The sequence below is a fragment of the Binatus sp. (SeqCode) genome, assembly GCF_049584895.1.
GTDB lineage: Bacteria > Desulfobacterota > Binatia > Binatales > Binataceae > Binatus.
On sequence record NZ_JBAUYR010000072.1, the window covers coordinates 1 to 14,036 of the forward strand.

At 60.3% G+C, this 14,036-nt stretch carries 13 protein-coding genes; 3 read left to right on the plus strand and 10 right to left on the minus strand.

The features are described from left to right. Positions 1-155 precede the first annotated feature (155 nt). Positions 156-1,298, minus strand: a complete 1,143-nt coding sequence (locus WB650_RS13135; protein WP_423960769.1) for a pyridoxal-phosphate-dependent aminotransferase family protein — start codon at positions 1,296-1,298, stop codon at positions 156-158. A 275-nt stretch (positions 1,299-1,573) separates the two neighbouring features. Between WB650_RS13135 and WB650_RS13140 the strand changes: the two genes are divergently transcribed. Further along, on the plus strand, positions 1,574-2,617 hold the full coding sequence (locus WB650_RS13140) for a DUF4921 family protein (protein WP_422302400.1): 1,044 nt from the start codon (positions 1,574-1,576) through the stop codon (positions 2,615-2,617). 211 nt (positions 2,618-2,828) lie between these two features. On the opposite strand, the gene WB650_RS13145 is transcribed toward WB650_RS13140, so the two are convergent. After that, entirely contained in the window at positions 2,829-3,599 is a 771-nt protein-coding gene (locus tag WB650_RS13145; RefSeq protein WP_422302402.1) for an enoyl-CoA hydratase/isomerase family protein, read from the minus strand. Between the two features lie 64 nt (positions 3,600-3,663). Here WB650_RS13145 and WB650_RS13150 point away from each other — a divergent pair, with 64 nt between their 5' ends. Next, positions 3,664-3,858 carry a hypothetical protein gene (locus WB650_RS13150; RefSeq protein WP_422302404.1) on the plus strand — a complete coding sequence of 65 codons (195 nt, stop codon included), beginning with the start codon at positions 3,664-3,666 and terminating at the stop codon, positions 3,856-3,858. Between the two features lie 140 nt (positions 3,859-3,998). On the opposite strand, the gene WB650_RS13155 is transcribed toward WB650_RS13150, so the two are convergent. From WB650_RS13155 to WB650_RS13180, 6 genes are all read right to left on the minus strand, one after another. Further along, entirely contained in the window at positions 3,999-4,502 is a 504-nt protein-coding gene (locus WB650_RS13155) for a hypothetical protein (RefSeq protein WP_423960771.1), read from the minus strand. A gap of 59 nt (positions 4,503-4,561) precedes the next feature. After that, the gene (locus WB650_RS13160; RefSeq protein ID WP_422302409.1) at positions 4,562-4,930 is read right to left on the minus strand and encodes a hypothetical protein; all 369 of its coding nucleotides are present in this window, start codon (positions 4,928-4,930) and stop codon (positions 4,562-4,564) included. Positions 4,931-5,046: 116 nt separating this feature from the next. Next, a complete protein-coding gene (gene leuS, locus WB650_RS13165; protein ID WP_423960773.1) occupies positions 5,047-7,482 on the minus strand; it encodes a leucine--tRNA ligase in 2,436 nt (811 codons plus the stop codon). 158 nt (positions 7,483-7,640) lie between these two features. Then, positions 7,641-8,180 (minus strand): GNAT family N-acetyltransferase, encoded by a 540-nt coding sequence (locus WB650_RS13170; protein WP_422303050.1) that lies wholly within the window; start codon positions 8,178-8,180, stop codon positions 7,641-7,643. Between the two features lie 14 nt (positions 8,181-8,194). Further along, complete coding sequence (locus WB650_RS13175; protein WP_422303049.1) at positions 8,195-8,857, minus strand: O-methyltransferase; 663 nt, start codon at positions 8,855-8,857, stop codon at positions 8,195-8,197. Positions 8,858-8,905: 48 nt separating this feature from the next. Further along, the gene (locus WB650_RS13180; protein WP_423960776.1) at positions 8,906-10,195 is read right to left on the minus strand and encodes a hypothetical protein; all 1,290 of its coding nucleotides are present in this window, start codon (positions 10,193-10,195) and stop codon (positions 8,906-8,908) included. 251 nt (positions 10,196-10,446) lie between these two features. On the opposite strand from WB650_RS13180, the gene WB650_RS13185 reads away from it, so the two are divergent. After that, entirely contained in the window at positions 10,447-11,070 is a 624-nt protein-coding gene (locus WB650_RS13185) for an alpha/beta hydrolase (RefSeq protein WP_423960778.1), read from the plus strand. Here WB650_RS13185 and WB650_RS13190 read toward each other — a convergent pair. Together WB650_RS13190 and WB650_RS13195 are read right to left on the minus strand one after the other, a co-directional pair. Beyond that, the gene (locus tag WB650_RS13190) at positions 11,007-12,167 is read right to left on the minus strand and encodes an aminopeptidase (protein WP_423960780.1); all 1,161 of its coding nucleotides are present in this window, start codon (positions 12,165-12,167) and stop codon (positions 11,007-11,009) included. The genes WB650_RS13185 and WB650_RS13190 overlap by 64 nt on opposite strands. A gap of 27 nt (positions 12,168-12,194) precedes the next feature. Further along, positions 12,195-14,036: an ABC transporter ATP-binding protein gene (locus WB650_RS13195; RefSeq protein WP_423960781.1), complete on the minus strand. Its 1,842-nt coding sequence runs from the start codon at positions 14,034-14,036 to the stop codon at positions 12,195-12,197.

Genomic DNA, 14,036 nt, shown 5'->3' on the forward strand with positions numbered 1-14,036 from the left:
GCGCGTCGTAGGGTGCGATTATTTTCGCGAGTTCGTCGGGCTTGAGGCCCGTCTTGACGTCAAACTGTAACTGCGGGAAGCGCTTGAGGACCTCGATCCCCTGCGCCGCAAGCGAGTCGCTTAGAAGGACGCGGAAAGTTTCCGCCATTGTGATTTCAGATGCTCCGTGCCAAGCGTGCCTGAACTGCGGCTACGCCAGCGCCAAGTTGAATGTTTGCGCCAATATGCTTGAGTCCCAGCTCGAGCGCGCTGACCGCGATCAGCGTATCGAACGGGCTCAGATGCCCCATGTGTCCGATGCGCACGAGCTTGCCCTTCATCTGATCCTGCCCGCCCTGCACCGACACCCCGAGGCTGTCGCGCAGGTACTTCACGAGTTGGCCGCCGTCGAGACCTTCGGGAATCAAAATGCCGGTGACTCCTGGAGCGGGGTTGTCGGGCGACAGCAGTTTCAAACCGAGTGCTGCAGCAGCTTCGCGAGTCGCCTCCGCCATCAGCGCATGCCGCGCGTAAACCTGCGGCAGGCCTTCGGCGTGAATAAGTTCGAGAGATTTGTTGAGCCCGAAGATCAACGACACGGCCGCGGTCCATGCCGTCGTATGCTCGTCGCGCTGCGCCTTCAATTCCTTGAGCAGATCAAAATAAAAGCGCGGTGTCTTGTTCGTCTTCGCTACGTCGATGGCGCGCGCAGAGAGAGCGACCATCCCGAGACCCGGTGGAAGCATGAGTGCCTTCTGGCTGCCAGTGACGAACGCGTCGACGCCCCATTCGTCCATCTTCTGTTCGAAAACGCCGACCGAAGTGATGCCGTCGACGATCAGCATTGCGCCGCGCTTGCGAGTGATCTCGCCGATCGGGGCCACAGGATGAATTGCGCAAGTTGAAGTCTCACTGGCCTGCACCAGCACCGCGCGCGACTCGGGATACGCCTTGAAGGCATCCTCGATTTGTCCGGGACGCACTGCGCGTCCCCATTCAACGCGCACCTCGTGCCCGATCATGCCGAAGGCGGCCAGCAGCTTGCCCCATCGCTCGCCGAACTTGCCGCCGTTGACGTAAATCGCGTGATCGCCGGGCTGCAGCAGATTGATCACCGCCGCTTCCATCGCGCCGGTGCCGGTGGACGCGAGCAGAATCACTTCGCCCGAGGTGCCGTATAGCGGCTTCATCCGATCGCGCGCTTGATCGAGCGCGGCGCTGAACTCGGGCGTGCGATGGTGGATGATCGGGCGCGCCATCTCGAGCAATACCTCGGGCGGCACGGGCGCCGGCCCGGGCGTGAACAAATATTTTTTCATTTGCGGCATTTTCGACTCTTCAGAAGGCGGAGCGGACTCGCGATTCCCGGAAACGAAACAGTGAAAACCGAAAAAACCAAAAAAAAGGCTGGTGCCCGCGGATGCGGATCGCCAGTCCCCGATTCGTCCCGGCTTTGCCGGGTCCCCGTCCTCACCACTTGGGATAACGGAGCCGATGGGCAGAGTCAAGGCGACGCAGTTGAACACGGCTCGCGACGGTTTCGAGCCCGCGTTGTAATGGCGTTGCGGCAATTGTTAAAGGTGATCACGTTCCGATGCCGATAGAATGCGAAATCCGCGATGGTTCCCTGGTCTGGATTAAAAATCCGATCACCGGCGTGATTTCATACGTTGTCGATGTTCGCGGCAAGAGCTTTGCGTTCACGCTCAGCGGCCGCGAGGATGCCGTTCCCGACGCATCGCATTTGAGTCCTGAAACAATTCGTCACGCGACCGAGTCGTGTCCGTTCTGTCCGGGCAACGAGAGCATGACGACGCCCGAACTCTTTCGGATGACGCGCGATGAAATCCCCGAATGGACCGGCGGGAAGACGCATCCTGAAGCGCCGTGGGTTGTGCGCGTGATCAATAACCTGTTTCCGCGAATTCCGGCGGAACTGACCGGGAATCGCAACGAATCGTACATCGTTATCGAAGACCCGCGACATTTTATCGACGCGCCGCGATCGCAATCCGATCTGATGTTTACCGGCGCGCTGGGCGGCGGGCATTTTTTTCACCTGATGCAAGCAGACGCGCGCGTCATGCGCCTCGCGTTGCAGAATTCTCACGTTTGCTCGGTGGTGATTCGCAAGAACCAGGGGCGCGAGTCCGGCGCCTCGCAGCCGCATCTGCATCAGCAGATCATCGGATCGCCGGAACCGTTTCCCGCGGTGCTCGCGGAGGCTCGCGCCGAGCGCGAGAATCCTCATCTGTGGCACGAGCTGGTCGCCCTGATGGAGCGGCTCAAGCTGGTGATCGATCGCGGCGATTCCGTCGTCAGCTATGCGAGCCCGATCGGCTTGTTCCCGCGCAGTTACGACGTCGTGATGCCAAACTATCGCGGGTTGGTATCGGAGCTGACGCCGGAGCAGATGCGGCAGTTCGCAAACGCGATCTATCGCGTACTGATGATCCTCGGGCCGCTGCCGCTCGACTATGAAATTCACCAGGGTGAGGGGCTGCCGCTACACGCGCATATCAATGCGCGACTGTATCCATATTCAAATGTCGCGGGGACGCTGAACCTGCCGAGTTCGTTGCTGCAGAGCGCTGCGGCGATTCGCAACGCGTTGGGGAGGCATTCACCTCTCCCCTAACCCCTCTCTCTTCTGGAGAGGGGGAACCAGAGATAGCGGCCAAGCGAGCCTCTTTTGACCTCCTGACGACCCGAGCATCGCGAGGGGAGTAACGGGCTTCCAGACAGCTTCGCTTTTTTGTGTCATTCCGACGACGGGAGCGAATGCGACGGAAGGAGGGACCTCGGACAGCTTCGCGCACGCGAAGCCGGTACCGGTTCCGCAATCGGCGCTACTGCGCCTTCCACACTGGTTTGCGCTTTTCCAGAAACGCGCGGACGCCTTCCTTGGCGTCGCCGCTCTCGCGGACTGAGCGCGCCATCTGCAGCATGTCGTCGTGCCATGCATCGAAAGTCTCGCTCATGCATCGGCGGACTGTCGCTTTCATCGCGCGCAGAGAGAGTGGGGCATTCGCGGCGATCTTCTCGGCCAGCGCCGTGGTCGATTCGGCGAGCTTGGCATCGGGCACGACGTCGTGAACGATATTCATGTGACGGCCGTGCTCAGCGTCGAGCAGGTCGGCGGTGTAGAGAATCCAGGCGGTGTTGGCGGAGCCGCAGACCTCGATCAGCTTGCGGGTGAAGTCGTACGGCACCATCAGGCCGACGCGTCCGAGCGTCATGCCGAGCTTCGCGTTGTCGGACGCGATTCGAAGATCACAATGCAGCGCGAGTTCGAGTCCTCCCGCGAGCGCGGCGCCTTGCACAGCCGCGATGGTCGGCACAGGGAAGCGCTCCAGCCGGCCGAAAACGGACTCGAGCGAAGTCGGGTTGTGAACGCCGCTGGTCTCGTCCACTTCTTTCAAATCGATTCCCGCGCAAAAGCTCGCGCCCTCGCCGCGCAGCAGGAGCGCCCGGATTTCGCGATCGTTTTCGAACTTGCGAAGTGCCTGGTCGAGCGCTTCGATCAACGGCTGATTGAGAGCATTGCGCTTTTCCGGGCGGTTCAGGGTCAGAACCGCGTAATTCGGTTGCCGTGTGACTTTGAGAACTTCCTCGGCCATGTCGTTCGCTCCTTGCTGATGTCGTATCGTCGCGAGCATCGCACGGCCAACGCACGACCATCAAGTGGCGATGAAACCTTCGCCTTTTTCCGAGAACCCAGCATGGTTTCTGGCGTTTCAGGCGAAAGTGTTTCACGTAAAACGTTTTTTAGTTCAGGAGAACGAAACGGGAATCGCAGAGGCGGTGCCCTTCGACAAAGTCAGTGGTCACTCCTTGATGGCGATGACAGAAGGGCTATACTCGATCCTGCCAGCATAAGCCCTGAGTCACCTCGCCCGTGGATTCGGGCACTCAAAAGAGGCCTAAGGGGCTGGCGTCTTCCAAGGTTTGCGGTGATGGGCCGTCTGATACTCATCAAACTATACGAGAGATCGCGCGCGCGAGCGTGACGAACGTTTTCATTTAGGCTTCGGAACCTTTGTTGCCAATCTCTCGATCATTAACCCAAGAGCAGAAGGATGCTGGGCCACGTCGGCTTTGACTTTGTCCCATCTGCTTGCGGTCGGCAGACCTGCAACGGTGACAAGCGCTTGACGAACCGCCTGACGAAAACTATCCACGCCGTTGCCTTGGGCCTTATCCACAATAGCCGGAGTATTTTTCTCGTGAATCAGTAGCAACCAATCCTCGGTATCTCGGTTATATCGAACTTCATACCGCCCTAGTCCGAAATGAAGATGTATTCCGTCGTCGCTAAGAGTCTGGCGTTCCCCAAATTGGAGTTCACCAGCGGCTCCCTCGATCTGGGTATCGAAAACTTCGGCATGGCGAAGCCGAAGGCAAGCATCACACAATCGTATTTCATTACTGTTAGCTATTGGTCCGGAACCGAACTTTCCGATGTTGATGTTGTCGTTTGGTCCGAAGGGTTCGTTACACCTCTGACAGTACAGAGTTATCACGATCGTTTCTCCCGGAACGGCGCGACCATGGAGGTCGACCTGCTATATCGCGGTTAGTACTATTCGACACGGAGCGGATAGGCGGCGAAACCGATGGCGCGCTTGACGTCGTTTGGCCAGTCCTGGCAGCCGGGAGCTTCACTATAGCCGTCACCTGGATAGCCCGTTTGCGCGTTGACGGCCAGGGCGTTGAGCGGCGGCCATTCGTGCTCATCACACCACTGTGCGATCTCAAACAGGAAGTTCCTAGCGGCGCGGGCGAATTCTCTGCCTAAACCCGCCTGTTCACACAGGTCACCATAAGAGGTGATGGACACGTCGATGTCATTGTTGTCCACATCGTCGAAATCCCGCCTACCGAGGGGTCGGCAGATCGTGCGGTGTCGCTCAAGCAGAACGTTCGCGAGCGCGCGTGATTCAGCTCTCATGGCGTCCTCCATTTGGCGAATCTCAATGTCGCAAGTATCAAACTAAATCCTATCCGAACGTGTAAGAGTCGCACGGGCTGCGAGCGTTCTTCAAGGATCGCGCCGACGAACCGCGGTTAGGCGACGATGCTGAGCATCTTGTCTTTTATGAAGATGAATTTTTTGGGCGGGTTGCTATCCAGGTGGCGTTTTACGGACTCGCTATTCAAAGCGAGTGTGCGGATGTCCGCCTCCGAGGTGCCGGCGGGTACTTGGAGGCGGTCGCGGACTTTGCCGTTTACCTGGACTACTACCGTTACTGTTTCGTCGACCACTAGTTTTGGATCGAACTTGGGCCAGGGTTCCAGGTGGACGGAAGTGGTGTGGCCGAGGGCGCGCCAGATTTCTTCGGTGACGTGCGGGGCCATCGGGGCTAGCAGCAGGATGAATGATTCGGTGGTGAAGCGGCCCATCTCTTCGGGCTTCAGCTTTGCCAGGTAGTTCAGGTGATCCATCATCGCGGCGATTGCGGTGTTGAAGCGCAGGCGCTCGATGTGATCGGTCACCAGCTGAATTGTTTTGTGGGTGCGCTTCCGGGTTTCTTCGTTGGGGGTTCCTGTTGGGGAACCGGCCTCGACGTAGCGACGAATCATCGTCCACACGCGCTGGATGAATCTCAGCGGGCCGGCGATGCCGCCTTCGTTCCAGTTGGTCGCTTCGTCGAAGGGGCTCATGTACAGCTCCCAGAGCCGAAGCGCGTCTGCACCGTACTTTTCGATCATCGCGTCGGGCGTGACCACGTTGCCCTTGCTCTTCGACATCCGCTGGCCGTCTGACGCCCAGACGACGCCCTGGTTGCGCAACGCGGGGAAAGGTTCGTCGAAGCCGATCAGCTCCTCGTCGAACATGACCTTGGTCCACATCCGCGCGTACAGCAGATGCATCACGGCGTGCTCGGCGCCGCCGACGTAGAGGTCGACCGGCAGCCAGTAGTCGGCGGCGCGGCGATCGAAGGGGCGGCGGTTTTCGTGCGGCGACGCGAAGCGCAGGAAGTACCATGACGAGCACGCGAAGCCGTCGAGCGTGTCGGTCTCGCGCTCGGCCGGGCCGCCGCACTTGGGGCAGGTCGTGTTGACGAACTCCTTAACGTTGGCGAGCGGGGAGCGGCCGGTGCCCGACGGCAGGTAGTCCTTCATCGGAGGAAGCAGCACGGGCAGTTGGTCGTCAGGCACCGGGACGATGCCGTCGGTCTTGCAGTAGACGATCGGAATCGGGCATCCCCAGTAGCGCTGACGCGAGATCAGCCAGTCACGCATGCGATAGTTGATGGTCGCGCGACCGATTTTGTTTTTTTCAGCGTACTGGCATACGGCGGTGATTGCCTCAGCCGTTGTCTTGCCGTTGAGAAAGCCAGAGTTGATTGCGATTCCGTGATCAGAGAACGCGCGATCAGTCGGCGGAGCGGTGCCGTCGGCGGGTGCGGTTACGCGCGGAATCTCGAGGCCGTACTTCTTCGCGAATTCGAAATCGCGTTGATCCTCGCCGGGAGCGGCCATGATTGCGCCGGTGCCGTAGCTCATCAGGACGTAGTCGGCGATCCAGATCGGAATATCTTTATCGGTGAAGACGTTGTGCGCGTATGCGCCGGTGAAGACGCCGGTTTTTTCCTTTGCCGTCGACATCCGCTCGATCTCGGTCTGACGGCGCGCCTCGGCGGCGTAGGCCTCGACCTTCGGGCGCTGTTCGGGAGTCGTTATCTCGGCAACCAGCGGATGCTCGGGCGCGAGCACCATGAACGACACGCCGAAGACAGTGTCGGGACGCGTCGTGAAAAAGCGGACTTCCTTACCGGTGTGGCTCGCGACCGGGAAGGCGAGTTCCGCGCCCTCGCTCCGACCGATCCAGTTGCGCTGCATCAGCTTGATCGGCTCGGGCCAGTCGATGCCGTCGAGATCTGCGAGCAATCGATCCGCGTAGTCGGTGATCTTGATGTACCACTGCTCGAGATCCTTCTTGCTGACCGGATTGTCGGTATGCCGCCAGCAGCATCCGTTGATTACCTGCTCGTTGGCCAGCACCGTGCCGCACTTGTCGCACCACCATTGCGCGCCCGTCGCGCGGTAGGCGAGGCCGCGCTTCAGGAGCATCAGGAAGAACCACTGGGTCCACTTGTAATACTCGGGCGACGACGAATTGATCTCGCGCGACCAGTCGTAAGCGCATCCGGATATTGTCAGTTGGCGCTTGAAGTTGGCGGCGTAGCGCGGGACGGTTTCGGTCGGATGTGATCCTTTAAGGACCGCCTCGTTCTCCGCGGGCAGCCCGAACGCGTCCCATCCCATCGGATGCAGCACGTTGAATCCCGCCATCCGCTTGTAACGGCCGACGACGTCGCACGGGACGTAGTTGTGCAAATGGCCGACACTGAGGCCGGCGCCGGAAGGGTAGGGGAACATCTCGAGGATGTAGAATTTCGGGCGGCCGGGCTCTTCGCGCGTGAGGTAGAGATTGGTGCGTTCCCATTCGGCCTGCCAGAAGGGCTCGATTTTTTTGGGGTCGTAGCGTTCGTCCATGGAGATGATCTCAATCAAGCAAGTCTAGCGTGACGGAAGTGATACAGGAAAGATAATCACCTTATTTAATGTGAAACCCTTCGCGGGTTTCACACTTCCGCGGCAGGGGTGACCCCCTGCACCCAGTACCGGGAAAAGGATGCGGTGCTTCGCACCTGTTAGAACTCTTTCCGGTGGGCGGCGAAGTCGCGGGCTTCGAGGATGTATAGGACGTGGGGGAGGTTGGCGTGGACGATGTCGCGCTGATAGGTGAAGCCGCAATTTTCCATCACGCCGCGTGACCCCTTGTTGTGCGGGAGGGTGAACGCGACGATTCGTTCGAGGTGCATCGTGTCGAAGGCGTGCTTCAGTGCCGCGATCGAGATTTCGGTTGCGAATCCTTTGCGCCAGTGATCGGAGCAGATTGCGTAGGCTAGTTCGATCTCGTCGCGGCCTTCGACCGTGGCGTGCTTGGTTCCGCCGTAGCCGACGAAATCGCCGCTCGCTTTATCGCGGATGCACCACAGTCCGAAGCCGTGCGACTTCCAATGATCGGCGGCGCGATCCAGGAAGGCGCGAGTTTGATCTTCGCTGAAAGTATTGCCGTCGGCGGACAGCGTCGCCATCACGCGAGGATCGCTGTGCAGGCGTCGCAGATCGGCGAAGTCGCCCGGACCTGCGGGCGTGCCGATCAGGCGAGGAGTGCGAACTTCGTTCACGCGAATCGCGCGAGTTACTTCTTGCGCACGATCGTCAGGCCGTCGGCAACGCCGAGCATCACGGCTTCGACGCGCGTGTCCTTCGCGATGAAGTCGTTCAGCTTGCGCAGCGCCTGCGTGTCGGCGTCCTGTTTCGACTGGTCGATGATCGCACCGCTCCACAGCACGTTGTCGATTAGGATCAAGCCGTTCGGGCGCAGGCGCTTGAGAATTTCTTCGTAGTAGATCGCGTAGCTGGTTTTGTCGGCGTCGATAAACGCGAAGTCGAAAGTATGCGACGCGGGCAGCGTCTTCAGCGTCTCCACCGCCGGAGCGAGCTTGAGCGTGATCTTGTTTGCGACGCCGGCGCGCTCCCAGTAGCGGCGCCCGATGCTGGTCCATTTCTGGTTGATGTCGCAGCACAGAAGTTTGCCATCAGCGGGCAGCGCGCGAGCGACACAGAGTGCGCTGTAGCCGGTGAAGGTGCCGACTTCGACCGCGGAGCGCGCCCCGATCGCGCCGGCGAGGAGGCCCATGAAAGTGCCTTGCTCGGCGGCAATCTGCATCCCGCTTATCATCCCGAGTTTTGCGGTCTCGGCCGCGAGTTCGGCGCGGAGCGGATCGCCGTTGTGTCCGTGCGCGATCAGGTAGTCGTAGAGTTTTGGAGTGAGGGAGATAAATTTTTGATGCTCTGCCATCCGGTTAAAATGGCAGGAAGCGAGGGCGCAGAAAAGGCACCTAACGTCTTAGCGGCCGCCCAGGTACGCGAAGTCGCCGTGCTGGTTTACCGACAGGGTGCCGGTGAAGATCGAGTGATGCTTCTGCGCGCCCATCGCAATTCGGTAGATCAGCTCAGATTCGCCGACCTCGAAAAACGCGTCGTCGGGCGACAGTACGTAGAGCTTCTCGCGATCATCGGTGTCAGTCGCGCCGACGAACATCGCACCGGACGCCGTCAGCACCGGATCGCCAAGCGATTCGAGCTCGGTGCCGAACGGAGTCAGCTGCCCGCGCTCAATCCGCAGATCGAGTCGCTGTCGCGTCAGCCGGAAAATTGCGGGGATGCGCGCGCATCCCGCGAGCACCGCGGTAGTCCCATCAGCCATCAGACCCGGCCGTCCGGCAGAAAGAAATGTCACGGGACCGAGACTCGTGAGCGTGCCGGTCGGCAGTATCCTCGCCATCGAACCGTCGCTGTACAGGAACAGCGCCGCCCCGCTGGGAGTCTTGGCGGTGAACGCGACCATTATGCCGCGTGCAGTGGGCAGCGCAGCCGGCAATCCGAACGGGCGCTGGTAGAGGGTGTGATTCGGACCGTACTCGCCTTCGACCGCCAGCTCCGAAACCGGCGCGCCGATCGAGGCGAGCAGAAGCGCCTGATGATGTTGGGCGGGCTTGGCGCTATCGCCGAGAAAACCGGTGAACACGACCTGGCCGCCTTCGCCGATTTGCGCGCTGCCGAAGCTCAGCACTGCGATCTCGTGACCTTCGATTGTCTTGTCGCCGGCCTTCGTCATGCAGGCGAGTGTGCCGTGTGAATAGAAGAAGAGCGCATCGCGGCCGTGCGGCACAGTCGAAATGAACGCGATATTTTCGTCCATATCCGCGACCGGATATGGGTCGCCCTTGAACGCGGGCACGCAATCGCCGGTGATCGCCTTCGGATTAAGAGCAGTGATTATGCGATGGCTCGGGACCGCGTCAGCGTTGCCGATAAAAATATTCCACCGCGCTTTGAGATTGAGATCCTTCGGCTGCGTCTCGGCGCCGAAGATCACGCGCCCATCCGGCATCATCGAGGGCACGCCGACTTCGGTGACGATTCCACCGCCGGGCGCGCGCATTCCAACTTCGGTGATGAGCACTGGCACGCCGTTGCTGTCGCTGGCATAGACTGCCTGCGTATTGTCCATCTGCAAATCGGCGCCGCTTCCGTTGAGGGTCAGCGAGACCGCGTAGGCGGTCAGCGGGGTGAGGAGCAAAATCGCGAGCGCAGTTGGCAACGCCCTGAAATTAAACATGTTTCCCCCAGCCATAAATCAGTTATTCGAATCTGAGGTTCTCAAAGATCTTATAGTCGTTTGAGGTCAGGTGACGCAACGCAAAGAAACAGCCATCGGCTTAGGGGGCTGAGGCTGGTCAGAACTCGATTGACGCACTGCATGCATTCGCTCATTTCGATTTTCGCGGAGTTTCATTGATCGCGACGGCTTGTATTATGTCAGCGTCCGGCGAATCCGCGGTCGTTAAAAATATAAAGCAACAGTTTAAGTTTTGAGGAAGCGCAATGAATGAAACCCAGGTCTCGTTTCAGTCCGGCGATTCGATCCTCGAGGGTCTGCTCGCTAACCCGGGGGGCGGTGCGCCCGCAGCCGTCGTATGCCACCCGCATCCGCTCTACGGCGGCTCGATGCACAACAATGTCGTCGAGGCGATCCTCGCGGCGATGTGGCAAGCGGGATATGCGACGTTGCGCTTCAACTTCCGCGGTGTCGGCGCCAGTGAGGGCGAGCATGACGGCGGTCCGGGCGAAGTCGATGACGCGGTCGCGGCGATGAGGTTTCTGCTGGCGCAGCCCGGTGTGCGCAAAGAGGGCGCCGCGATGACAGGATATTCGTTCGGTGCGATGGTTGCTCTGAGCGCTGGATACGAACGCGCGGAAATTGCGCGAATCGTCGCGGTCGCGCTGCCGCTCGCGATGGCCGACGCGCGCATTGCAGATGGCGGGTCGAAACCGGTGCTGCTGGTTTCAGGCGATCGCGATTCCTATTCGCCAGTCGCGGGGCTGCAGGCGCTCAAGTCGAAAGTCGGCGACTCCGCACGACTCGAGATTATCGCCGGCGCCGATCACTTCTTTGGCGGCGGCGAAGCGGAACTGTCGCGCGCGATCGTTGGGGCGCTGAGCGCCTGACTGCGGTCAGCACTGGCGGGAGCATCTCGAACCGCCTGCGATATCGCATAGAAGGGATCCTCGGTATGGGCCTTCGCGATCGAAATTATCTGCGCGATGGTTGCGCGCAGGTCGCCGTGATTCATCCGATTGAGCGCCGCGAAGTTGTCCAGCTGGTGAAAGTAAATCAGATAGTTCACCAGCACCGCGTTGTTCAGCGGCTGCTTGTCGAGGTCGAAGCGCTCGAGCCCCGATAGCGTCGGTTCAAGCGCGGCGTAGTCCGCCTTGATCGCCGCGAAGGCTGCCTCGCGGCGCTTGTCGAGCTCATCCTTCGGAAGATTCGCGGTATAGATGTCGAGCAGGCGCGCCTGCTCCTGGAGCAGAAAGCGAGCGAACTTCATGTCGCTGTCCAGGATGCCGCGAGCCGCAATGGTGGACGGAGCAGACTCGCCGTCGGTCGCCGCAAAAAATGCGACCGCGCCCGAGCTGCCGACAAAGTTGGCCGCCGATTCGTCGAACATCGCGTCGCTCGCGAGGTAGTACGTGCGATGGAAGAGCTCGTGTATCAGCACGCCCGCCAGCTCGACGCGGTCCAGCTTGAGCAGATTTGTCAGCAGCGGGTCGTCGAAAAATCCCAGGCTCGAGAAAGCAATCGAAGGCCGCACCATCGTGTCGAGCCCCTGGGCTTCGAGCGACGCCGCTTCGGCCAGCGCGTCGTTTTGGTCGAAATAGCCTCGATAGGGAACGCGGCCGACGATCGGAAACCACCAGGTGTACGGTTCCAGCGAATCGCGCGGGGCAGCCATCACGACGTAGACGATCGCGCTTTGATCGACGGGCGCAATAGTTTCATACGCACCGCCGACATTTTCGCCGAGTTGATCGGCGGCGAACTTACGCACCGCGAGCACCGTCTCCAGCTTGGCGCGAATGTCGGGCGAAAGATCCTTGCGCGCCAGCACATCGTCGATTGGCTTGCGCTTCCACAGAATTCGGCCTTCCACGTACGCGGCGCGCGTGAAATAGCATCCGCTCAGTAGAATCGGCGCGAAGATTACCAGCGCAAGGCGGATCAGATATGCCGTCCGTGATTGCGCGCGTGCTGGCCGCCTGTTCATCGCAGATACTTTCGGTAAGCAGCTGTTTCAGCCCGCAACGAGGCGGTCGCTGTTCGCCATCGCGGCGTACTGCAACTCGAATAGCCGGTAGTAAAGTCCGCGCTGCGCGAGCAACTCGTCATGCGTCCCGCTTTCGCGGAGTATGCCGCCGCCCAGCACCATGATTCGATCGGCGCGCTCGATAGTCGACAGCCGATGCGCGATCACGACCGCAGTGCGTTCGGCCAGCAACTCGTTGAGCGCAAGCTGAATCAGCCGCTCGGTCTCACTGTCGACGCTCGAGGTCGCTTCATCCATCACGAGGATTCGCGGGTTGTAAGCGAGCGCGCGCGCAAACGACAGCAGTTGCCGCTGACCCGCAGACAGGTTCGCTCCGCGTTCGCGAATCTCCTCGGCAAGTCCGTCCGGCAACCGCTCGACGAAGCGCAAAGCCTGCGCGCGCCGGAGCGAATCGCGCACCTGCGATTCGTTGAGGTCGGTTCGCGACAGCCTGATGTTCTCCATCACGTCACCGGCGAACAGAAAGACGTCTTGTTGCACGTACCCGATTTCGCGGCGAAGAGCGCCGAGGTCCCATTCGCGCACGTCGACCCCGTCAACCAGGATTCGTCCGCTGGTCACGTCGTACGAACGATTCAACAGCTTGATGATCGTGGTTTTGCCCGACCCGGTCGGCCCCACGATCGCAATCTTTTGGCCAGCCGCAACCGTGAAGCTGAGGTCCTTCAGAATCGGCTCGCCGGGACGATACTCGAAGTTGACGTGATCGAACACGATTGCCCCGCGCGAAATCGCCGGCTGCTTCGGCTGTGCAGGCAATGGCAGCGTCTGCTCGCCTTCCATCAAGGCGTGAATCTTCTCGATCGCAGCCAGAGCCGACTGGAGCGCGCTGTACTTGGTGGAGATATCGCGCAACGGCATAAAAAATTGCTGAGCGTACTGGATGAACGCGACCAGAGTGCCCAACGTCACCAGATGCCGGATCACGCTGCCGCCGCCGATCCACAAAATCACCGCGACCGTGATCGAGCTGAGCGCCTCGACCGATGAAAACTGCGCGGCCTCGTACACGTTGGCCATCATCTGTACGTCGCGCGAACGCCGGTTGAGGGCGTCGAACTCGCGGCGGCTTTCGCGTTCGCGCGTGAAGAGTTGCACGATCATCATGCCGGCCAGCGATTCGGACAGGTAGGAGTTCAACGCGGCGAGACGATCGCGGATCTGGCCGTAGACGATGCGCGATCTGGAACTCAGAAAATAAATTACGCAGGTCAGCGGCGGAATCGCGCAAAGAGCCGCCAGCGCCAGCCGCGGACTCAACGAGAACATGATCGTCACTATGCCCAGCAGCGTCATCGCGTCGATGAATATCGTCAGCGAACCAGCCGAGAACATGTCGTTGATCGAGTCGATGTCGGTGGTCATTCGGCTGACCAGCCTGCCGACCGGCGTGCGATCGAAGAACGACATCGGCAGACACTCGACCTTGCGGAACAACGCCATCCGGAGGTCGGAGAGGCTGAACTGCGCCACCATCATCATTAAATAAAATTGCGCATAAAACGCGGCGAACTCGCAGATCACCAACAGCAGGTACAATGCCCCCATGACGAACAGGCCATGACCGCCTGACGCTTGAAACAGAAGCGCGAGCCACGCGGGAGGCGGCGCTCCATGCGCGCCCGACAGAAACTCGTCGACGGTCAGTTTGATAACGTATGGCTGCGCGAGCAGGAACGCGGTGTCCAGCGGCATCAGAAACGTCGCCAGCCAGAACAACCCCTGGTATGGGCGAATGAACTGCCACACCCACCGCACGAGTCCGGCGTCGTAGATTTTGGCGAGCGGCTTTTCCTCTACGACCTGCAT